General features: G+C 28.7%; 21 protein-coding genes. 14 read left to right on the top strand and 7 right to left on the bottom strand.

All coding sequences use genetic code 11. The annotated features are described in order from the left end of the window. Positions 1-4 precede the first annotated feature (4 nt). The 5 genes from KTC92_RS11900 to KTC92_RS11880 all read left to right on the top strand — a co-directional run bounded on the left by KTC92_RS11900 (position 5) and on the right by KTC92_RS11880 (position 3,482). Positions 5-949: a DNA polymerase III subunit delta' gene (locus KTC92_RS11900; protein WP_220286928.1), complete on the top strand. Its 945-nt coding sequence runs from the start codon at positions 5-7 to the stop codon at positions 947-949. A 131-nt stretch (positions 950-1,080) separates the two neighbouring features. Then, positions 1,081-1,992, top strand: a complete 912-nt coding sequence (locus KTC92_RS11895) for a stage 0 sporulation family protein (protein WP_165414581.1) — start codon at positions 1,081-1,083, stop codon at positions 1,990-1,992. 11 nt (positions 1,993-2,003) lie between these two features. Then, positions 2,004-2,207: a heavy-metal-associated domain-containing protein gene (locus tag KTC92_RS11890; RefSeq protein WP_165414580.1), complete on the top strand. Its 204-nt coding sequence runs from the start codon at positions 2,004-2,006 to the stop codon at positions 2,205-2,207. A gap of 130 nt (positions 2,208-2,337) precedes the next feature. Then, the gene (locus KTC92_RS11885; protein ID WP_165414579.1) at positions 2,338-2,589 is read left to right on the top strand and encodes a YkuS family protein; all 252 of its coding nucleotides are present in this window, start codon (positions 2,338-2,340) and stop codon (positions 2,587-2,589) included. A gap of 227 nt (positions 2,590-2,816) precedes the next feature. Beyond that, positions 2,817-3,482, top strand: a complete 666-nt coding sequence (locus KTC92_RS11880; protein WP_220286927.1) for a LysM peptidoglycan-binding domain-containing protein — start codon at positions 2,817-2,819, stop codon at positions 3,480-3,482. 154 nt (positions 3,483-3,636) lie between these two features. Here the strand turns inward: KTC92_RS11880 and KTC92_RS11875 are convergent, their stop codons facing one another. Next, a complete protein-coding gene (locus KTC92_RS11875; RefSeq protein ID WP_216304498.1) occupies positions 3,637-4,293 on the bottom strand; it encodes a PIN domain-containing protein in 657 nt (218 codons plus the stop codon). 218 nt (positions 4,294-4,511) lie between these two features. Here KTC92_RS11875 and KTC92_RS11870 point away from each other — a divergent pair, with 218 nt between their 5' ends. The 6 genes from KTC92_RS11870 (at position 4,512) to KTC92_RS11845 (ending at position 11,803) form a co-directional block, all read left to right on the top strand. Next, positions 4,512-5,261 (top strand): tRNA1(Val) (adenine(37)-N6)-methyltransferase, encoded by a 750-nt coding sequence (locus KTC92_RS11870; RefSeq protein WP_220286926.1) that lies wholly within the window; start codon positions 4,512-4,514, stop codon positions 5,259-5,261. A 54-nt stretch (positions 5,262-5,315) separates the two neighbouring features. Then, positions 5,316-6,158, top strand: a complete 843-nt coding sequence (rsmI, locus tag KTC92_RS11865) for a 16S rRNA (cytidine(1402)-2'-O)-methyltransferase (protein ID WP_165414575.1) — start codon at positions 5,316-5,318, stop codon at positions 6,156-6,158. Between the two features lie 117 nt (positions 6,159-6,275). Further along, positions 6,276-7,403 (top strand): NlpC/P60 family protein, encoded by a 1,128-nt coding sequence (locus KTC92_RS11860; protein WP_216304495.1) that lies wholly within the window; start codon positions 6,276-6,278, stop codon positions 7,401-7,403. A gap of 988 nt (positions 7,404-8,391) precedes the next feature. Next, positions 8,392-8,985: a DUF1836 domain-containing protein gene (locus KTC92_RS11855; RefSeq protein ID WP_216303293.1), complete on the top strand. Its 594-nt coding sequence runs from the start codon at positions 8,392-8,394 to the stop codon at positions 8,983-8,985. A gap of 217 nt (positions 8,986-9,202) precedes the next feature. Then, positions 9,203-9,409 carry a hypothetical protein gene (locus KTC92_RS11850; protein ID WP_216303294.1) on the top strand — a complete coding sequence of 69 codons (207 nt, stop codon included), beginning with the start codon at positions 9,203-9,205 and terminating at the stop codon, positions 9,407-9,409. 480 nt (positions 9,410-9,889) lie between these two features. After that, entirely contained in the window at positions 9,890-11,803 is a 1,914-nt protein-coding gene (locus KTC92_RS11845; protein ID WP_216303295.1) for an EAL domain-containing protein, read from the top strand. 80 nt (positions 11,804-11,883) lie between these two features. Here the strand turns inward: KTC92_RS11845 and ispF are convergent, their stop codons facing one another. The 3 genes from ispF to KTC92_RS11830 all read right to left on the bottom strand — a co-directional run bounded on the left by ispF (position 11,884) and on the right by KTC92_RS11830 (position 14,867). Next, entirely contained in the window at positions 11,884-12,351 is a 468-nt protein-coding gene (ispF, locus tag KTC92_RS11840) for a 2-C-methyl-D-erythritol 2,4-cyclodiphosphate synthase (protein WP_220286925.1), read from the bottom strand. Positions 12,352-13,376: 1,025 nt separating this feature from the next. Beyond that, positions 13,377-14,156: a 23S rRNA pseudouridine(2604) synthase RluF gene (gene rluF / locus KTC92_RS11835; RefSeq protein ID WP_216303297.1), complete on the bottom strand. Its 780-nt coding sequence runs from the start codon at positions 14,154-14,156 to the stop codon at positions 13,377-13,379. Positions 14,157-14,294: 138 nt separating this feature from the next. Continuing rightward, positions 14,295-14,867: a hypothetical protein gene (locus tag KTC92_RS11830; protein ID WP_220286924.1), complete on the bottom strand. Its 573-nt coding sequence runs from the start codon at positions 14,865-14,867 to the stop codon at positions 14,295-14,297. A 226-nt stretch (positions 14,868-15,093) separates the two neighbouring features. Here KTC92_RS11830 and KTC92_RS11825 point away from each other — a divergent pair, with 226 nt between their 5' ends. After that, on the top strand, positions 15,094-15,222 hold the full coding sequence (locus tag KTC92_RS11825; RefSeq protein ID WP_258280594.1) for a hypothetical protein: 129 nt from the start codon (positions 15,094-15,096) through the stop codon (positions 15,220-15,222). Positions 15,223-15,304: 82 nt separating this feature from the next. Here KTC92_RS11825 and cls read toward each other — a convergent pair whose 3' ends face one another. After that, the gene (gene cls / locus KTC92_RS11820; protein WP_216303299.1) at positions 15,305-16,759 is read right to left on the bottom strand and encodes a cardiolipin synthase; all 1,455 of its coding nucleotides are present in this window, start codon (positions 16,757-16,759) and stop codon (positions 15,305-15,307) included. Positions 16,760-17,096: 337 nt separating this feature from the next. Between cls and KTC92_RS11815 the strand changes: the two genes are divergently transcribed. Both KTC92_RS11815 and truA read left to right on the top strand, forming a co-directional pair. Continuing rightward, a complete protein-coding gene (locus KTC92_RS11815) occupies positions 17,097-18,629 on the top strand; it encodes a YiiX/YebB-like N1pC/P60 family cysteine hydrolase (protein WP_220286923.1) in 1,533 nt (510 codons plus the stop codon). Between the two features lie 114 nt (positions 18,630-18,743). Then, complete coding sequence (truA, locus tag KTC92_RS11810; RefSeq protein ID WP_216303301.1) at positions 18,744-19,481, top strand: tRNA pseudouridine(38-40) synthase TruA; 738 nt, start codon at positions 18,744-18,746, stop codon at positions 19,479-19,481. Positions 19,482-19,645: 164 nt separating this feature from the next. Here truA and KTC92_RS11805 read toward each other — a convergent pair whose 3' ends face one another. Together KTC92_RS11805 and KTC92_RS11800 are read right to left on the bottom strand one after the other, a co-directional pair. After that, positions 19,646-19,831, bottom strand: coding sequence for a hypothetical protein (locus KTC92_RS11805; RefSeq protein ID WP_216303302.1), 186 nt, complete (start codon positions 19,829-19,831; stop codon positions 19,646-19,648). Positions 19,832-19,943: 112 nt separating this feature from the next. Then, a complete protein-coding gene (locus KTC92_RS11800; RefSeq protein WP_258280775.1) occupies positions 19,944-20,795 on the bottom strand; it encodes a hypothetical protein in 852 nt (283 codons plus the stop codon). Positions 20,796-20,888: the final 93 nt, after the last annotated feature.

The raw sequence follows: 20,888 nt of genomic DNA, 5'->3' as shown, positions 1-20,888 counted from the left end.
CAAAATGAATTTTGAGAGCATAATAGGTCATAATAGTATAAAAAATCAAATAAGTAAATCTATAGAATCGGATAGGTTATCACATGCTCACCTTTTAGTTGGAGAGGATGGAATAGGCAAAAGTATAGTAGCTAAGAATATAGGGTTAAAGGTTTTAGGAAAAAATCAAGATAGACAATATGTTGATTTGGTAGAATGGAGAATAGAAAAAAACAAAAGTACCATAGGGGTTAACTCTATAAGAGCTTTAATTGAAGAAATTAACAAAAAACCTTATGAAGGTGATAGGAAAGTTATTATTATTTACAATGCCCATAAAATGACGGTGCAAGCTCAAAATGCTTTTTTAAAAACAATCGAAGAGCCACCTAAAAACGTGATTATACTTTTATTATGTGAAAATCTTGAAGTTATATTGGACACAATAAAATCAAGATGCCAAATACATAAACTAAAGAATTTAAACGTAGATGAGATGAAAGAGTTTTTAAAAATAAATTATTATGATTTATCTTTAGAGGAGATAAGGGTTGTTATAGCTTTTAGTGATGGAATACCAGGAAAAGCTGAAAAGTTTATTCAAGATAATAATTTCAAGGATATTAGAAATATTACCTTGGAAATATTGCTTAATCTTAATAAAGTTGGAACTGAAGAGCTAATTAAATATGAAAAAAAATTATCTAATCAAAAGGAAAATTTTGAAGAAATATTAACTGCATTTCTTTCGTATATTAGGGATACCATAATATATAAAGAAATTGAAGAAGAAGATTTAATTCTTAACATAGATAAGTTATTAAGTATAAAAGAATTGGCTAATATATTTTCATTTATTAAATTAAATGGTATTATAAGCATAATAAATGATACTAGGGAGAATTTAGTTAGGAACGTTAACCCGGGGTTGACGTTTGAAGTAATGCTATTTAAAATGCAGGAGGTTTAACGACATTTCAGAAGGTAAGGTTCCCACTTATATAAGTGGGAGTTACCTACCTTAGCAAAAATAAAACTTCAGTGGTAGTTAAATCCCCTTCTGAAGTCGTTAATATGCAGCTGCGAAGGAGATGATTTAACATGGTTACAGTAATAGGAGTACGATTTAAAAAAGCTGGTAAAATATATTATTTTAGTCCAAATGGTATAGATATTCAAAAGGAAAATAAGGTTATTGTTGAAACCGTAAGAGGGATAGAATTCGGAGAATGTGTTATTGGCATAAAGGAAATACGAGAAGATGATATAGTATCTCCCCTTAAATGCGTTATCAGAAAGGCTACAGATGGAGATGCAGAAAAAGACTTAGAAAATAAAAGAAAAGAAAAGGAAGCCTATGAAGTATGCTTAGATAAGATACATAAACATGAACTAGATATGAAACTCATAGATGTAGAGTATACTTTTGATAATAATAAAGTTATATTTTACTTTACAGCAGATGGAAGAGTGGATTTTCGTGAATTAGTAAAGGACTTAGCGGCGGTATTTAGAACCAGAATAGAACTTAGACAAATAGGAGTTAGGGATGAAGCAAAAATGATAGGTGGGCTTGGACCGTGTGGTAGACCTATGTGTTGTTCAACTTTTTTGGGCGAATTTGCACCAGTGTCTATAAAAATGGCTAAAGAGCAAAATTTATCATTAAATCCTACAAAAATTTCAGGTATTTGTGGTAGACTTATGTGCTGTTTAAACTATGAGCAGGACACATATGAAAGAATAAGAAAAACTTTACCTACTTTAGGATCCATAGTAGACACACCTTATGGTAGAGCAGAAGTTATTGGGAATAGTGTTGTAAAAGAAACTGTGAAAATTAAGATAAAACTTAATGGGAGCGATGAAGAAATAGTAGAGGTTAAAATCGAAGACTTAACATTAATTTCTGGAAGATATGAAGATTCTGTTATCGTGGAGAATATTAAATTGGAGTTAGATGGAAATGAGGAAGATTCATATGTTGTAAAAGAACTATTTAAAGATAACTAGGGGGGGGGAAGATGAAGTCGGTTATAAAAGTATACAATATGAATACTTCGGAGGATATTAGTAACATTAATGTAGCAATATCTAATAATCAAGGGGTAGTTGCTTGCCAAATAAATAGTGTAAGCAAAGAAATAGAAATAATATATGATGATTATTTTGTTTCATTGGATAATTTAATTGAGGCAATTGAGGTAGTCGGGTATACAGTTATATAAAGAAATCAGAGAAACTTTCTCTGGTTTCTTTTCTTTGTTTTTTGCTATGTTAAAAAGTAAAGTATAAATGGATTCATATGAATACGCATTTTAGAATTGGAGATAATAATTTTGAAGGGAGGCTTAAAATATGAAAAAATTAGCAGTGCAAAAGGGATTAAACCCAATTAAGGATTACTTGAGTGACGAGGGATATACAGTCAAAGAGTTTGATAATAGAAAAAAAAATGCAGGTAATTTTTTTAATAAATATGATGCTGTTATTGTCACGGGCGAGAATCAAGATATTATGGGTATAGAGAATACTATATCAAAAACTTCAATTATTAATGCAACTGGAATGACGGGTGAAGAAGTTAAGATGCAAATAGAAAAAAAATAGTATTTAACAAAAAGTAATATATTGGGATATAGAGGCTGTTAACTTACATTCAAAGGTTAACAGCCTATTTTTCTGTTGAAATACATTTAAAATATACTGATAATTTTTGCAAAAATATAAATTAGTTTTAAACAACAATAAAATAATTTGGAGGTATGAGAATTTTAAATTAAGTCAATAATTTAAATGTAAATCATTGACTAATAAATATGAAAGGGGTTTTAAATATGAGTATGAAAAAAGGAATAATTAGTATATCTACGATTGCTGTAGTAATGTTAGGAGTGTTTTTTTCTATGAAGTTCATTGGAGGAAGAGAAAATGTTGCTAATGTAAAATTACAAGATGATAGTATAGTGCAAAGCAATAAAATAATACCTACAGATAATAATGAGACGGTAACAAATAAAAATACTCAAGGGGAAAGCACTAATGAAATGGATGCTGCTTATATAAATGACAAAACTAACGTTGGAATGTATACTGTTAAAGAAAATGACACAGTGTTTAGTATAGTAAAAACGTATACACCTAGTCAGGACAAAAGCAAAATGGTTGAATTTATTAAAAGTAGGAATGGTATAAATGAATCTTACAAAATTGCAGCGGGTCAGAAAATAGTAATTCCTTATGAAAAAGCAATTAAAGATTCAACTGCTGTAGTTGAAAAAGCTAAAACAGATAAAACAGCTAAAACAGCTAAAACAGCTGTAGTTAAAAAATCTAAAACTGGTGACTACACTGTTAAAAGCAAAGATACATTAACTTCAATCGCCAAAAATAATATGACTTCATATAATGTGAAAAAAGCGATAGAAATGTTAAAAGAAACAAATAAAATTACAAATGAGGATGCTATAAAAGAAGGCACAATTATTAATATTCCAAAATAATAGCTATAAAAAAGAAGTGTAATTTTGAGTCTCTCAAAATACACTTCTTTATTTATAGTGCAAGTAATTGATGCATTAAATCATCTCCTGTGGAGTTACACAGCTTCGAAAAAAATGAATTAACGACTGTAAAGTTGAAACAAATATTAGTTTGTTAAATCCTAAGTATTTGCATTTTACTACTTTCAGCAAAAATAAAGTCACCATCCAAAGTTAGTAAAAAGTCTATATTATTGTACTCCGCAGTAGCTATGTGGAAAGCATCATTTACAGATAATAGGTTTTCACACATGAATTTTTTAACTAGAGATATACACTCTTCAGGAATGTTAAGATATTTTATATTTATAATTTTTTCTAGTTCTGAAATTATTTCTACGGACTTATTGTAATAGATATTCAATAAATCTCTTTTCATAGAATTTTTAGAAATATTATCAAAATACCTTTTATATGGAATATGAATAAGTCTGTCTTTTTTCTTTTCCTTTAATATTTTTGTATCATGACGGCTAAAGCTATTTGCTATAGATCTAATGTTGACGGCTGAGTTATAGGGTCTATTATTGCTTATTTTACATTGGATGTCACTAATGAACAATTTATAAAGTATTTTATTTAAAACTTCTGCAGAGATGATACTGGTAGTGTAAAACTCACAACTTCCTTCAGAAAGTTGCTTTAAGCATGATAAACAATCACTATGCTTAATATCATCATCATATATTAAGCTGAGCAAGAAGGAGGCATCTAATAAAACAGAATTCTTATTGAAAACTATATTTTTAAAAGGATATAATATTAATTGCATTTTTAACCTCATTATAATCGATTATTATATAATTAATGTATATTCAACAATGGTTACTAATAGTAGTTTTATAATAAATTAGATTGGTGATAAATAAAATAAAATATATTTATTATTTTATAATCTGTATTCTCTTGATTTAGCAACAAAAATTGAGGTATACTTCTGTTGTTGTTATGTATAAAGTAAATATAGATTTCATAGAAAGGAGATACATAATGGGGTTTTTAGGAGATGATGAAACTTTAGATGATCTTAATTTAAAGGGAATTCATGTTATTCAAAAAAAACATGCTTTCCGGTTTGGGGTGGATGCAGTATTACTTGCTAATTTTGCTAAAATAAGAAGAAATGCTAAAGTTGTTGATTTATGTACTGGTACAGGAATAATTCCTTTCATATTAGCAGGTAAAACATATGCAAGTAATCTAATTGGTGTGGAAATTCAAAAGGAATTTGTTGATATGGCGAATCGATCTGCACGATATAATAATTTAGAACATAAAATTAAATTTATAAGTGGAGACTTAAAGGATATAGAACTCATTAAAAGCATTCCCAAGGCAGAAATTGTTACAGTTAATCCACCTTATAAACTTCAAAATTCAGGATTAATAAGTTTAGATGATAAGAATGCTATAGCAAGACATGAGATTTGTTGCACATTAGAAGATGTAATTATTGCATGTAGAGCTTTGTTGAAGGATAATGGACGGATGTATATGGTACATAGGCCTGATAGATTAGTTGATATTTTATGCGCTATGAGAAAACATAGAATTGAGCCTAAACGTATAAGAATGGTGCATCCTAGTGTAAATAAGGCGCCTAACATTGTACTCATCGAGGGACAAAGAGATGGAGGAACCTTTTTAAAATGGGAGCCCCCTCTTTATGTTCACACTGAGGATGGTGGGTATACTCAGGAAATTGCTGATATGTATAATTCAAATACAATAGAATATTAAATAATTTAAAGGTAGAGCCAATTAATGCAAATATTAAAGTAAAGGGTGATAAGAATGTCAGGAAAATTATACTTAGTTCCAACCCCTATAGGCAATTTAAAGGATATAACGCTCAGAGCATTAGAAGTGTTACAAAATGTAGATATAATAGCGGCAGAAGATACGAGGCAAAGCTTAAAATTACTAAATCATTTTAATATAAAAAAGCCACTTATAAGCTATCATCAACATAATGAACAAGGAAAAAGTCAAAATATAATTGAGCAGATAAAAGAAGGTAAAAATATAGCTATAATTAGCGACGCGGGATCGCCGGGAATATCAGATCCGGGAAGCGTAATAGTTTTAAAGTGTATAGAACAGAACATAGAATTCGTAGTGCTTCCTGGTGCCACTGCAATTACTACTGCACTTGTATATTCAGGACTTGATACTACAAAATTCATATTTAGAGGATTTTTACCTAGGGAAAATAAAGATAGAAAGCCTATCATTGATGATTTAATAAATAGGAGTGAAACTTTAATTTTCTATGAGGCTCCTCACAGACTCTTAAAAACTTTAGAATTTTTATATGAAAGTATTGGAAACAGAAAAATATCAATGTGCAGGGAACTTACAAAATTATATGAAGAGATAATTAGGTTGAGTTTAGAAGAAGCTGTGGAATATTATAAACAAAACGCCCCAAGAGGAGAATATGTATTAGTAGTTGAAGGTAAGAGTAAGGAAGATATAGACAAAGATGAAAGAGCTAAATGGGATTTACTAACTATAGAAGAACATATACAAAAACATATGGATGAGGGAATAAATAAAAAAGATGCAATGAAAAAAGTTGCAAAAGATAGAAATATGCCTAAATCAGAAGTATACAAGCATTCATTGGAAATTTAACCTATGTTCCCAATGAATACTTGCGCAAAATAGTGTTATAATAAAAATGTCGTTTTAAGAGTGAATAAATTATAAAAGTACATATATATATATATTTTTTGATATGGGGGGATTAAGTTGCGAAAAAAAATAATATCGCTTATAGTAACAATTGGACTGGCTGCTACAATAAATATACAGGTATTGGCAGATCCATTATCGGATAAGCTTAGTAATCAAAAGGGCCGGCTTGAGGAGCAAAAAAACGAGTACAAGAAAATACAAGATAATGTTGCGGATATAGAAATTTCAATTGAAAAATTGGATTCGAGCATAGGAAAAATGGGCATAGAAGTGGATAAAACAAAAGATAAAATAGGTGAGACCCAGAAGCAAATAGAAAAAACAACAAAGGATATACAAGTTGCAGAGGCTAATATTAAAGAAGAAGAGGACTTATTTAATAAGAGAATGCGAAGCATGTATATGAATGGTGCGGATAGCTATTTGGAAGTCTTATTGGATTCAGAGGGAGTAGAAGATCTTATTTCAAGGGTTGACAACATTAAAAAAATTGTGGAATATGATAATAAAATTATTGGACAATTAACAGCTGAAAAGAGTAAAATTGAAAATAAAAAGGTTGTGCTTGAAGCTGAAAAAACTAAGTTATTAGTGTTGAAAACTGATAATGAAAATAAGATAGGCAAGCTTAAAGAAAAGAAGCAAGAACAAGATGCATTAATCAAGGAAGCTGAAAAGAAAAAACAATTATATGCTGGCAAGATTAGTGATGGACAAGCTACCGTAGATGCTACTATGAAGCAAATACAACAAATAAGAGATAATGCAGCTAAGACTGCTCAATCTAATGTTACTCCATCTAGAGGATCAGGATCAGCGTCAGCGTCACTTAGCTCTAATGCGATAGTTGCTTATGCAAGTAATTATTTAGGAACACCATATGTTTGGGGTGCTGCTGGTCCTGAATATTTTGATTGTTCTGGGTTTATGCAACATATATATAACCATTTCGGAGTTTCATTAAGCCGAACTACATATACACAGATAAATGAAGGATCATATGTATCTAGAGAAGCTTTGCAACCAGGAGATTTGATTTTCTTTGGTTCAGCGTCAGATCCACATCATGTGGGAATGTATGTAGGAAATAACTCATATATTCATGCACCTCGTACGGGAGATGTGATTAAAATATCAGAATTGACACGAGGAGATTACCTTACTGCAAGAAGAGTTAAGTAATTTTGAATAAAAAAACAGGCTATTTTAATAGTCTGTTTTTTTATTCACGAGAAAATTGTAAAGTTTGATTTTTATAAAACCGTAAATTGACCACAGAAAATATAACATGGATGATATTTTCTGTGGCTAATTATCGAATACTAATATAAACGAGTTCAAGAAAAATTGCAATATTAATAGCAAAAGAGGGAATAGAAAAGATATGTGGTATTGCTGAGGGGGGGTAATAAGTTTGAGTGTATAAAACATAGCTGACTAAAGCAGGAGTGGATTAGTCAGCTGTTTTTTGGGGAGATTAGATAGTATAGGGAGGGTTAGTTTGCAAGTGATTTCAGATATAGCTAAAATCACTTGCAAACTATAATAATTTATTTAAATAAGATAAAAATCAAATGGCAGAAAAAGATAAAAATTGAAAGTAGAAAAATAATTTAATACTCTTTTCTCCACACAAGGATTAACAGTTTATGAACAGGTGATAATGTATAATGTGGATAAGAAACTTGTCAGAATTACTTTTAATATGTAAATGCTTTTAAACAAGGCTTTCCGTGTAAATTAAATTGTCCACAGCTTCTGTTGATTAAATGTTAAAAACAGTGGATAACTTAATTATAATGGTTAAAATTTAGATGTTTGCAATATTAACTGTGAATTAAATCAAATTGCATAACGAGAATCTTGTAAAAGAGTAGAGTATATTGCGTATTATAAATAATGTTAAAAATTAGTGGGTTTTCAAACTAATAATTTATATTAACCGCTATTTATTATTAAAGTATACAGAGCGAAGAAAAAACAACATTAATATGGTAATATTTTTATATGCGAATCTTAGGTTAGTTATTTTCAAATTTCTACAGAAATAATGCAAATTATAAAAAAAAGAAAATAACTTGTAATAGTATATACATACCCTATAATATAATTATATGATCAAGACTATAAAATATATTTTATTTAGTATATTAATTTTGGAAGGTGACAAATGGTGGATAAGGCTAAATTTACTCTAGATAATATAATTTCATTATCAAAATCGGTATCCGAAAACAGCATAATTCTGTATGAAGAATTACCTCAGTACGATTTGTTTTTATCACAAGTGATTGATTACTTAAATGATAAATTTGATGCTGATAATTACACTAATAATATAGTACAGAATTATATAAAAGGCGGAGTTATATCTAAGCCAGAAGATAGTAAAAAAAGAGGCTATACAAAGTTACACCTTGCCCAATTAGTCTTACTTAGCTACATGAGACCTATACTTACGTCAGAGGAAATTAAAAAAGTCTTTAGACTAGCGTTCAATGAAATTAATGATAGAGATGATGATATTATTTCATGGGAGAAAGCTTATAAAATTTTCTCTGATATGCAAAAGGAAAGCCTTAATCATTTCGTAGAAAATCAGTTTTGTGATAAATCAAAATTACAAAGTATAATTAATGCTTTAGATTTAAAAGAAAGTGACGAGGAAAGAATAACAGTGTTTTTAGTTGTAATGACATTGGTATCACAAGCTAGTGCAATAAAAAAATTAATAAGAAAAATTGTAGATGATTATGAAAATTAAAAAATATAGAAGTGTATATTAACTATTTTAAGCGGGGGGATAACAGAAAATAAAAATTAATATTTATTCAGAAATAGGAATGAAGATCCATTTATAATGGATCCAATGCCAAATCTTAAAAAAATAAATCAAAATTAATAGCATTTTCAGCATAAATAGTAGTACACCATAATATTTATTAACTTATAGTTAATAAATATTAAAGGGGTAGATGAATATGATTGGTAAGGTACCAACATTAATTTATGATCTGTGTGGGGACAAAGTAGAAGTTATGAATTACACGAAAGTTTTTTTTGAAAATCAGAATGAAGAGGGTTATGTGCTTCATGTAGAGCAACATGATAGAGTTACATCTATAAGTGAATTTGATTTAGAGAAAAGAGAAGATAAGTATTATTGCACTAGGAAGTTGTTTAGCTAACTAAATTTTTGAACATAGTTTTAACGACATTTCAGAAGGAAGGTCTCCTACTTCTATAAGTTGGAGTTACATGCCCTAATAAATAGAAAACTTCAGTGGGAGTATAAATCTCCTTCTGAAGTCGTTAATATGCAGCTCCGCAGGAGATGATTTAACGTCATTTATTTAATCACACAAGCTTTATAATTAATAAAGCTTGTGTGATTTTCTGCGTTTATAGTAATATTATATATTTGTAGTATAATCAAATAATGATAAGTATATTTTAGCTTATAAAAAGAAAACACTGTTTATAAATATAAGGGTGAATTAACCGATAAATAGTGTAAATCATATATTATAGTGAAATTAATAGTTTATACACTGTTAACTTAACTCGAAATAGTTTATAATTTATAAAATTAACATATGAAATGCAATAAGTCTGGATAAAGGTATGTTTAGCTATAGTATAATAATAATTGGTGTAGGGGGTAAAATATGCTAAGCCAGAAAGAGAAAACAATGATTTTAGAAAATTTTGCAGAAGAAAATCAACCTATAGAAATAATAAATAAATTAAATGATGGACAATCTGAGGCGGCGGTATATACTGTGGAATTTAGTGAATCGCGTAAATTAGGAGTTCTAAAAATTCAGGAAATGAATGAAAGCGGATTACATAATAAAGCATTCTTACAAGCAATAGAGAATGGAATTGAAGGATATATTCCTGAAATTATTGATGAAGTGGAAATACAATGTGAAAATAATTTAAAGAGATTTGGAGTTTTATATGAATTAGGCGGAGATAATGTACTGGGAATTAAAACATTGAAATATTCAATGGAAAATGAATTAGCATTAGTTAAGCAAACTTCAGAACAAGTAGCTAAATTTTTATATAATTGGAATAAGCCTCATATCTCTGAAATTAAATCTCCTATTGATATAATGAAAACTTCCTTAGGTTATAGATTTATGGATGAGAAATTTATAAAGGGTTTTGAAACATTAATGATCGATGAGGATAAAAAATGGCTAGTCATTGATGGAGTTGATAAATTTTTTCCGAATCCATATAAATTTTTTGCAGATGAAAAGGTATGGTGTGGTCGTAAAATAAAATATTTAGATTCATGCATACATGGTGATTTGCACGGAGGAAATATAATTGTTTCGGTGAAAAAACCGTCTATTATTGATTTTGGAAGTTACCAACTTCATAGTAATATTTTTTATGATACAAGGTATTTAGAAATACATTCTTTAATGGACTATTTAAAATTCGATAACAATAAACAAAGAAAATTTTGGATTAGTTTATGTGACGAATTAACAAAAAATGTTAAATATGTTGATATTCCAGATGGAGAAGGAGCTAGTATATTGAGAGATATAATACCAGAATTAAGACATGGTATAGACTATTTGCTCTCGGATTCTAGAAATAAACTATATGAGCCATCTTTTTATTTAGCTGGAGTTTCTGCAGGATTGAATTTCATTCGTAAAACAAAGGATGAAAATAAAAGGATGGCAGCAATGATATATACAATGTATAACTTAAGAGCAGTTTTAAAGCATGAACTTATAGATTTATATAATCCTAGCTTATTATCGAGCACTAGTGTTCAATGGTTTTTAGATGAAGCTTCAATAAGTGAGTATCTAGATAATGATTCAATATATAAAATTGACGAAAAGGCATATCACATTTCGGGTATAATAAAAAATAAGTCTATAGAGCTTACAGTTGAGCCTATTATAAACTTAAACAGTGGTAGGGTTAAATCATTAGAAATACTAGTTAGGGATTCAAGATTAGAATTTTTCCCGGATGAAATGTTTGAAAAAGCTAGACTTACTGGGGATTTGGAAAACCTTACTATGCTAGCTTGTGACAAATTAAATAACTATCTAAACAAACTTGAACCATTTATTGAAGAAGGATTATTTTTTAAGCTTCAATCGGATACAACTAGGCATACTATAAAAAAAGTTATAAAGAAATTGGAAGGGACAAACTTAGTTTTAGAAATTACACAACGCATACCAAGAAGTGCATTTTGGCGTAATTTTGCTGATGAATTAAAATTCAAATTAGCTATGGATAACTTTGGAGAAGGTAACTCTAATATGGTAGAATTGATAAAAATGAAGCCACATTTTATAAAAATTTCTCAGGAGATAGTAAAAGATGTGCATAAAGATGAAATAAAAGCATTGATGATAGAACATATGGTTAAAATGGGGATAAAAACAGGAATGAAGATTATAGCCGAGGGAATACGAACCTTGGAAGAAAAGGAAAAGCTAATGGAACTAGGTGTTGAATATGGACAAGGTACGTATTTTTCTTCAGCCATGCTTATTGATCATGCAGATTATGGAATTTGGAAACAAGGATTTTAGAATTTTAACGACATGTCAGAAGGAAGTCTCCCACTTCTATAAGTGGGAGTTACAGACCCTAACAAACAGAAAATAAAATTTTATTTTAAAAGACAGATGGCATTAGAAGAGATCCCTTCTAGGCGGCCAGTAAAACCAAGGCCTTCCTCTGTAGTAGCTTTAATGTTAACTTTATCTATAGGTAATTGTAGCGCAGTTGCAATATTTATTACCATAGGGGGTATATGGGGCGCCATTTTAGGGTTTTGTGCAATTATTGTAGCATCAATATTTTCGATTATGTAATTCTTATTTTTTATTAAACTGCCTACATATTTAAGTAGGACAATGCTAGACACGCCTTTATATTTAGCATCAGTATCGGGGAAATGATTTCCAATGTCACCAAGAGCCGCAGCACCTAAAAGAGCATCTATGATAGCGTGAACAAGAACGTCTGCGTCTGAATGCCCTAGTAATCCAGCCTCGTGCGGTATGGTTACTCCACCAAGTATTAAACTTCTACCCTTAACTAATTTATGAACATCATAGCCCATTCCAATTCTCAAGCGAATTACCTCTTTTCAATTTAATTTATAAATATTTTAAATATATAGAAATGTAACAGTAGGAATATATACTTTTCTTTATATAATATAGCATTTCATGAGAAGGTAATCAAGAAAATTTATTCGCGCAACACATTAAAATATGTAGTGAGGCACTCACGGATTTAGTAATAGGAAATATGATGAGAAAATAGCCAATAAGTTATTAACATGTTATCCACAAAACTGTGGATAGTGTGCATAACTTAATAATAAAATTTAGAAATATTTTATTTAAAATGCAAGTATTTACATAAAAAATTCTAAAAACGTCTATAATTAATACTATAAAGTATTCATTAACATCAACCCCACATATTATCCACACAAAAGCTGTGGATAATGTGTATAAGCCTTAAATGTTTTATATAAATTTACAAAAACATACATAATTTTAGTGCATTTGTGGATTAGTAAATCTTAATGTGTACAATCTGTTAGTCTAAATAAAAAATAGTAAAAAATTTCAAATTATTAGTAAATTTATGAAAATAATAGAGTGAAATATAACGTAATATTTATAGAAAAATAAATATTAATTACTTAGAAAGAATTTTAAAAGGTTGAGAAAAAGTTGTCAAGTTTTTTAGTGATAACTATAACAAATTGTTTAGTAGCGTGCCTAAGCACCAGAAATGTAATTAAAATGTAATAGCTATAAAACAGTAAAAAATTAAAAAGATCTCAAATTGTAGGGAGTCCCATAGAAGAAATTACCTTTGAGTCAGTAAAAAAATATTGGATAATATCTCATAGAAAAAGACAAAAGAAATATTTGAATTCAAGGGTAATAAAGAGATAATTACTAATAAATTTAAAGATATATTTACAAAAAAAAGCAGAAGTTAAATAAGATAGTTATTATTAACTAAGACTAACAAGTTATCCACAATTTCTGTGTGAATAATGTTGATAACCTTTATATAAGCCAAAAAGCACACAAATTTGTGTGCTTTTTAACTACATTTAAGCATAGAAGATGATGTTTAAGCATTTTCAGTTTTAATAGAATCAGAAATTAACTTATTAATACCGACTAGTTCTTTTGGCGTTAGATATCTCCATTTCCCAAGGGGTAAGTTGTCTATAGAAACATTCATAATTCTAAGCCTTTCAAGTTTCACAACAGCATACCCTAAATGCTCACACATTCTTCGTATTTGACGGTTAAGTCCTTCTGTTAAAATTATTTTAAAAACATATTTGCCTTCTTTTTTTACAAAACATTTTTTAGTTATAGTATTTAGTATAGGAATACCATTTGCCATACTCTTTATGAAATTAGGGGATATAGGTTTATCTACAGTAACAATATACTCTTTTTCGTGGTTATTACCTGAACGTAAAATTTTATTCACAATGTCTCCATCGTTAGTTAGAAATATAAGACCTTGAGAAGGTTTATCAAGGCGACCAATGGGGAAAATTCTTTTTTTAAAATTTATAAAATCTATGATATTTCCATTAACTTTATGCTCAGTAGTGCAGGTTATTCCAACGGGTTTATTGAAAGCTAAGTAGACAAATTCTACTTTATGTTTTAATGGTTTACCATTTATTTCAATGTGATCAGCTGCAGATACTTGAGTGCCCATTTCAGGGATTTTGCCATTTAAGGTGACATTGCCTTTGTCAATCAGTTTATCTGCTTCACGCCTAGAGCAAAAACCCGTTTCACTTATAAATTTATTTAATCTAATTTTTAAAGCACTATTTTCATAGGGCTGAATAATGTTTTTCTCTTTTTCATTAGGTGTGGTTTTCATTTTGCACCGTCCTTTGGAATTATAAAATAAGATTAAGGTATACAACTCATATTATATGGTTAAATCATCTCCTGCGGAGATTAAATGTCGTTAAATAATCATACAAATAGTTGTAAGGGTATCTTAAGCGGGATACCCTTAGTCAATTACAGCTTGACCATTATTATTTAGTGATACCTTGAAATTATGTGTACCAGCATACCTATTAAACTCAGTTAAGTTAATTGGAGTTTTATTTTTATTTTCAGAAACAAATATATAAATTTTTAAACCGTCGTCCGCATGTGCTTTAGTTAGGTATTTTTGTTTAAGCGATTCATCTAAAATTAAATGAAGTGCTTCATCCAAGGATTTATTTTCTAAATTTACAAGTTGTTTTATTTTATAGCCTCCAGGACTTCTGCCTTCTACTTTTGTAATTTTATTTGAACCGTTTACCTCCATTTTTAGAGAACAATTCATGTCGACTATAACAGAAAAATTATATCTATTATCCAAATATAATTTTCTTATTGAAAATAAAAGTAATAGGATGCAAGAAATAGCCAATAAGTACTTCCAAACGGAAATGCTTCGAAATTCTTTACCTACATATAGTTCGCCTATTTTAGGATGAGCCGTATGCTTTTCAAGGGTTACAAATTCATTATTTTGAGTTATGATATAGACCTTATTTTTTTCAATGTTAATTATTTTACCGGATTTTTGCATAGTGGCACCCCTTTTATATGCTGTAAGTGTATTTAAAAATGATAATGGATTGGAACTTATGCCTGCCACGGTTATGGCGAGGAGATAAACCTAAGTAACTATTTAAAGGAGAATAAATGTAATAAATTGATTTTATAATTATAGAGGCTGATAAGCATTATATTCAGGATTTAAGGAAACTAGAATATACAAAGTATGCACTGAGTTTCAATTATTATTATATCACATGAGAAGCTTATTAATAATTCCATTAGTTCATAAAGATAAGAAATATGGATTAGTAATAATTCTAAATCATAAAATGGGAGCATACGATGAAATTAAGAGGGCTAATGATTTCCCTTTTGTTATTTAGTATATATTTTAGGGTCAAAATAAATTAGGCATATTATAATAAAAAACCTCACAAACATTAAAAAAGTTTGTGAGAGTTTTTATTACAATATAGGCGAAAGTAATCTTGAAATAGATTCCTTAAATTTAACAATAAAACTTCTATTAACATATTTTTCGAGAGTTAATTCATCGCAAAATTTTAAATCGTCCATAAAAAAATGTTCTAAGTCGGAAGTTATTTCTTTATCATATATAAAAGCATTAATTTCGAAGTTTAAAGTAAAGCTTCTAATATCTAAATTAGCGGTGCCTATGGAGCTTATAGACTTATCAATAGAAAGAAATTTACTATGAAGAAAGCCCTTAGTGTAGGTATAACATTTTACGCCTGATTCTAGTAGCTCTCCCATATAAGATGTAGAAGCCCAATACACAAAGGGATGATCTGGTTTACTAGGTATCATTATGCGAACATCGACTCCGGATAAGGATGCTATTTTTAAAGCTTCTAATATACTGTCATCTGGAATGAAATAAGGAGTTTCTATAAAAATATTGGTTTCAGCTTTGCTAATCATTTTTAAATATCCATTTCTAATAGACTTCCAAGTTGAATCAGGACCGCTTGAAACTATTTGTAGACCTGTATTCCCAAGGTGAGCTCTGTGAGGGAAATACTTGTTATCAAAAATTGAATTTTCATTGGCGGCAAATCTCCAATCCATTAGGAAGTGCAATTCCAATGCATCTATTGCATCGCCCTGTATGAATAAATGGGTATCTCTCCAAAACCCAAATTTTTTAGAAAGACCTAAATATTCATCACCAATATTAAAACCACCTATAAAGCCATATTGACCATCGATAGTACAGATCTTACGATGATTTCTAAAATTTACTCTTAGATTTATATAAGGAACAAAGGGTGGGAAGAAACAAACAACTTTTCCGCCAGCCTCAATTAGTGGGGCGAAAAAGCGCTTAGGCACTTTAAGGCATCCCATACCATCATAGAGTAATTCTACCTCCACCCCTTCTTTAGCTTTTTGGGATAAAATTTCAAGAATAGTTCTTCCTAGATTATCATTTTGAAATATATAATACTCCATATGGATATATATTTTTGCATTTTTAAGGTTTTCTTTAAGTTGATCAAATTTTGATTTGCCATCAGTAAATATGGTTACCTTGTTATTATTAGTGTAAAAAGAATTATCACTGCAAAGATTAAGTGTCATAATGTCAGAGTATTTACTTAAAAAAGGATTAGTTTTAATTAAATCTTCATTATTTAAGAACTCCTTTTGTTTATCAATAATTGAGGTAAGATTCTCTTTTTCTTCTTTTTTTAGAGAAAATAATTTTTTTCTTTTCAAATTTTGACCAAGAAATAAGTATAGAATAAATCCTATGGTAGGTAAAAATAGTAATACCATAAGCCAAGTCCAAGTACTTGCAGGATTTTTGCGTTCAAGAAATACAACTGCCAAGGCGAAGAGGATATTGATAATAAATAATAAATTTAAAAAATGTAACAATAGTTCATTTGTAAACATATGTGCCTCCAAAAATTCATTTTATCTTATAATGATAGTATACATATAAAAGCGTATAAAAAAACATTAAAAATACGTATAAATAGAATATCTATTTTTTTATTAAATGTTTTTTGAGTAAAATAGAAATATTTCAGTATTATAATTTATATTATTAAAGGAATAGTAAGTTTTATGGTATAATAAAATTAAATTGCTGAAATCAACTTATGTGAAGAAGTATGTTTTGAATTGAATTTATGAATATATTAATAATATGTATTGTTTTTTTATTTGTGCATGAAGGTTTATACTAGATTGCTACTTTAAAAATGAGAATGGAATCGGGGATAAGGATATGGGGTTAGTTCATAGAATAGTTGATGAGGAAATAAACAAATCCTTAGAGCTTATAAAAGAATTAGAACTTGTGATGAATGAGATTCAAAGTAGCGAAAGTCTATTTAGTTCTAATATTCAAAATATGTCTTTAACTAACAAACAAAGTATATTAGACAAGTGGGTTAGTTATGTAGGATGTTATAATGAATTGAATGAAACACGGGAAAAATATAAAAATAAACTTATATTAAAACATACAGAAGATTCACACACTAAATATAAAAATATATTATTAATTTATGCCTCTACCATAGCGATACGTAAAAATGCTGTATTGTTAGCTAACATTATAGAAAAAAATAAATATTTGGAGTCAATGTTAAATGAGGCTAGGCCCGAATATAATATTAATAAAAAACAATATTATTATATTACACAAGAAATTACAGAAATTTATTATATGATATCTTTGTTTAGGAATAAGCATTACTTTGATTTTATGGTAAATCACTATGAAGTTTATGGATATGAAAGAGATGAAAACGAAGAAGAATTATTAAATTATGCAAGTTATAATTATTTAAATGTTATAAAACTTGTTAAAAATCATAGAAATATTGTTAAAAATAATATGATTAATTTTTTTGGAAAAAATATTTTTGATTTTTGGTTCCCATTTCAAAAATGGATCGCTATAAGTATTACTGGAGTTGATTACTCTAGTAGAAAAGAGAAATATGTTAGTAATGAAGATATTAATATTATAAAAGAAGAATTGCTACCAGGGGATATACTTTTAAAGAGGAACAATTATCAACTAACCAACCTGGGATTACCAGGATTTTGGACTCACACTGGGATTTATATAGGCTGTTTAGAAAAATTGGACAAGTATTTTAACGACATCCCACTGGGGGATTGTTTGTGTGTTTCAGAGTATGTAAAAGTAATTTATCCTAAAGTATATGATAGTTTATGCAATGAAAATAATGGAGAATATATTATAGAAGTTATTGCCCCTGGTGTGGTAATAAATCCTCTAGATGCTATTGCAAAAGTTGACTATTTTTCTGCATTACGTCCTAAATTACCTAAAGAGGATAAATTAAAAGCATTGTTTACAGCGTTTGAATCTTTAGGGAAGGCATATGATTATAATTTTGACATTATGACAGATAATGCTTTGTTTTGTAGTGAATTAATTTATAAATCGTATTTATGTTCAAGGAATAAGAAAGGGCTTACATTTAACTTAGAAGCAAAAGCTGGCAGGCTATTACTTTCACCTAATAATATTATTAAAAAATTTGATTCAGAATTTGATAGTGAAAATGCAGAATTTGATTTTGTAATATTTTATGATGGTAGTGAAAGAGAAAGAAAAGCTATAAGGAAAAACGAAAATGATTTAAAAATAACTTGGAAGCTATCTAAGTGGAGAATGTTAAGGAGAAGGGTTATTTTAAAAACAGAAATAAGGTATCCTATAGTAATATTAAATTCAGCATTGTCAAAATTAAAAATTATTTTATATGGTGTGTTTTATTAATTATGATATATGTATATAATATAAGCATTGTATTAAAAATATGGTTAAGTATTAAAAAATATAGTTAAAATATTAGATTAAATTCTAAAACAGAAAGTAGGATAAATAATAAATATGAGAAATATAAAAATTGTAATAGAATATGATGGTACTAGGTATAAAGGATGGCAAAGACTTGGAGATAGCGATAATACGATTCAGCACAAAGTAGAAGCCGTTTTAAGTAAGATGGCAGAAGAAAATATTGAAATTATTGGGTCTGGAAGAACAGATGCAGGAGTACATGCAACAAACCAAGTAGCAAATTTTAGAACAGAATGCACAATGCCAGATCATAAAATGCGTAGTTATTGCTATGAATATTTACCAGAAGACATTGTAGTGAAGACGGTCGAAGAAGTGGATCTCAATTTCCATGCTAGATATAATGCTAAAGTTAAAAAATATGTATATAATATTTGTAATAACAAAGCACACAATGTTTTTACTAGAAAATATGATTATCATGTGCCACAACCTCTAAATATTGAAAATATGAGAAGAGCAGCAGAAATTTTAATAGGAGAACATGATTTCCAAAGTTTCACAACACTTAAAACAAAGAAAAAGTCTACTATAAGAAATATTTATACAATAAATATCGTAAATGATGATGGAAATATAGAAATTAGTGTTCAAGGAAATGGATTCATGAAGAATATGGTGAGATTAATAGTTGGGACACTTGTTGAAGTGGGCCTGGGTGAAAAATCTGTAAATGAAATTAGTGATATTTTAGATAAAAAAGAAAGAAAATATGCTGGACATATTGCACCAGCAAAAGGCTTATTTTTAGAAGAAGTTAATTATTAAAAACCAATAAAATGGTTAATATTACAGCACCAAAGGTGATGATTTAAAAGAGGCACATAAGTATTAACTTATGTGCCTCTTTTTAGTTTTATGTTTAGTTAAAACATCTCCTGTATAGCTGAGCATCTTATTTGAATATACCTTATGTAGCTATATATGCCAAACTACAGTATTCCTTCATTCTTTAATATATCTTCAATTTCATCAACTTTTCTAGAGAGAATATAAAAACTATCTTTTAATATATTTTTTGGAAGAGGAGTTTCTTTTATAGTTTTTTCTAACACGTCTATAGTGTCGAGTGCATCATCAATGCCCTTTTGTGCTAGTTTTAGATTAGCTTCTTTCATTTTTTAATCTCCTTTAACTTATGTTATTTCATTAAATATACTTAAACCCTAACATTAGTAATTACTAATTTCAAGTTAAGAATGACTTTTATTTTATGTAAAACTGAAAAAATTAACTTTTCTTATTCTTAAGAATTTTATTTTTAACATCTTTCAAAATAGAATCGAAACCTTTGAATTTTACGTCAGGAAAGGCTTTTATAAGTCTTGAATAATCGGGGGATTTTTTGAAAACCAAAGAATCATATTTTACTTTCAATTCTTTTATGATAGTCTCAACGTCAGATTTTTTCTTACTCATCTTAATTTCGGCACTTTCTATTAACTGGTCCAATTTAATTTTTAATTCAGACATATCCTTAGTATTCCCTAAATTTAATTTAAAATCTGGAAGTTTATCGATTAAATCTGAATATACTGTATTTAATTGGGTTAATAGGGACCTTAATTTAAATATTGTATTCACAGTAATTATAAAATCAATGAAGAAATATAGGAATAGAATATAAAAAAGTGTTATGCCTGGGATAGGTGGTATTAAATTTACTATGTAAATAATATAGGGGTGAATTACCTTCAAAATAAATATGGAAACAAAGCCCCATATTATAGAAAAGGATAAGCAAATTCTACCCTTAAGATTGTATGGCTCATCACTGTAATCCCACCAAGTACTATTAAATGCAGTTTCTAGAATATAACCTGTCATATACTCTAGAGCAGAGGTTAAAAATACTGAACCTAAAAAAAGGAAAATATAATTAGTTTCAATATGCTTTAGCAAAACAATTATTGCCAAAGTACCAAAACCATAAATAGGACAAAAGGGACCGTGGAGGAAGCCGCGGTTAATGAATTCTTTTTTCTTAACTGTAGCATATACTGTTTCAAGACACCATCCCATAAAGGAATAGATAATAAAATAATAAAAAAGCGTAAATACGCTAGAATTTAACAAAGTCATATTAATCATAGATTAACTCCCTTTTTTTTAGCCCATTGTACATTGAATAAGAAAATGATAACACAAAAAGCGTTTTTTTTATAGTATATGGGA

Source organism: Clostridium sp. CM027 (genome assembly GCF_024730565.1).
GTDB classification, from domain to species: Bacteria; Bacillota; Clostridia; order Clostridiales; family Clostridiaceae; genus Clostridium_AD; species Clostridium_AD estertheticum_B.
This window is presented reverse-complemented; position numbering and strand designations above follow the sequence as displayed.

What these genes read in the sequence shown, in the direction of transcription:
- KTC92_RS11900 (WP_220286928.1), top strand. Translation starts at nt 5, where the DNA reads ATGAATTTTGAGAGCATAATAGGTCATAATAGTATAAAAAATCAAATA.
- KTC92_RS11895 (WP_165414581.1), top strand. Translation starts at nt 1,081, where the DNA reads ATGGTTACAGTAATAGGAGTACGATTTAAAAAAGCTGGTAAAATATAT.
- KTC92_RS11890 (WP_165414580.1), top strand. Translation starts at nt 2,004, where the DNA reads ATGAAGTCGGTTATAAAAGTATACAATATGAATACTTCGGAGGATATT.
- KTC92_RS11885 (WP_165414579.1), top strand. Translation starts at nt 2,338, where the DNA reads ATGAAAAAATTAGCAGTGCAAAAGGGATTAAACCCAATTAAGGATTAC.
- KTC92_RS11880 (WP_220286927.1), top strand. Translation starts at nt 2,817, where the DNA reads ATGAGTATGAAAAAAGGAATAATTAGTATATCTACGATTGCTGTAGTA.
- KTC92_RS11875 (WP_216304498.1), bottom strand. Translation starts at nt 4,293, where the DNA reads ATGCAATTAATATTATATCCTTTTAAAAATATAGTTTTCAATAAGAAT.
- KTC92_RS11870 (WP_220286926.1), top strand. Translation starts at nt 4,512, where the DNA reads ATGGGGTTTTTAGGAGATGATGAAACTTTAGATGATCTTAATTTAAAG.
- rsmI (WP_165414575.1), top strand. Translation starts at nt 5,316, where the DNA reads ATGTCAGGAAAATTATACTTAGTTCCAACCCCTATAGGCAATTTAAAG.
- KTC92_RS11855 (WP_216303293.1), top strand. Translation starts at nt 8,392, where the DNA reads ATGGTGGATAAGGCTAAATTTACTCTAGATAATATAATTTCATTATCA.
- KTC92_RS11850 (WP_216303294.1), top strand. Translation starts at nt 9,203, where the DNA reads ATGATTGGTAAGGTACCAACATTAATTTATGATCTGTGTGGGGACAAA.
- KTC92_RS11845 (WP_216303295.1), top strand. Translation starts at nt 9,890, where the DNA reads ATGCTAAGCCAGAAAGAGAAAACAATGATTTTAGAAAATTTTGCAGAA.
- rluF (WP_216303297.1), bottom strand. Translation starts at nt 14,156, where the DNA reads ATGAAAACCACACCTAATGAAAAAGAGAAAAACATTATTCAGCCCTAT.
- KTC92_RS11830 (WP_220286924.1), bottom strand. Translation starts at nt 14,867, where the DNA reads ATGCAAAAATCCGGTAAAATAATTAACATTGAAAAAAATAAGGTCTAT.
- KTC92_RS11825 (WP_258280594.1), top strand. Translation starts at nt 15,094, where the DNA reads ATGAGAAGCTTATTAATAATTCCATTAGTTCATAAAGATAAGAAATAT.
- cls (WP_216303299.1), bottom strand. Translation starts at nt 16,759, where the DNA reads ATGTTTACAAATGAACTATTGTTACATTTTTTAAATTTATTATTTATT.
- KTC92_RS11815 (WP_220286923.1), top strand. Translation starts at nt 17,097, where the DNA reads ATGGGGTTAGTTCATAGAATAGTTGATGAGGAAATAAACAAATCCTTA.
- truA (WP_216303301.1), top strand. Translation starts at nt 18,744, where the DNA reads ATGAGAAATATAAAAATTGTAATAGAATATGATGGTACTAGGTATAAA.
- KTC92_RS11805 (WP_216303302.1), bottom strand. Translation starts at nt 19,831, where the DNA reads ATGAAAGAAGCTAATCTAAAACTAGCACAAAAGGGCATTGATGATGCA.
- KTC92_RS11800 (WP_258280775.1), bottom strand. Translation starts at nt 20,795, where the DNA reads ATGACTTTGTTAAATTCTAGCGTATTTACGCTTTTTTATTATTTTATT.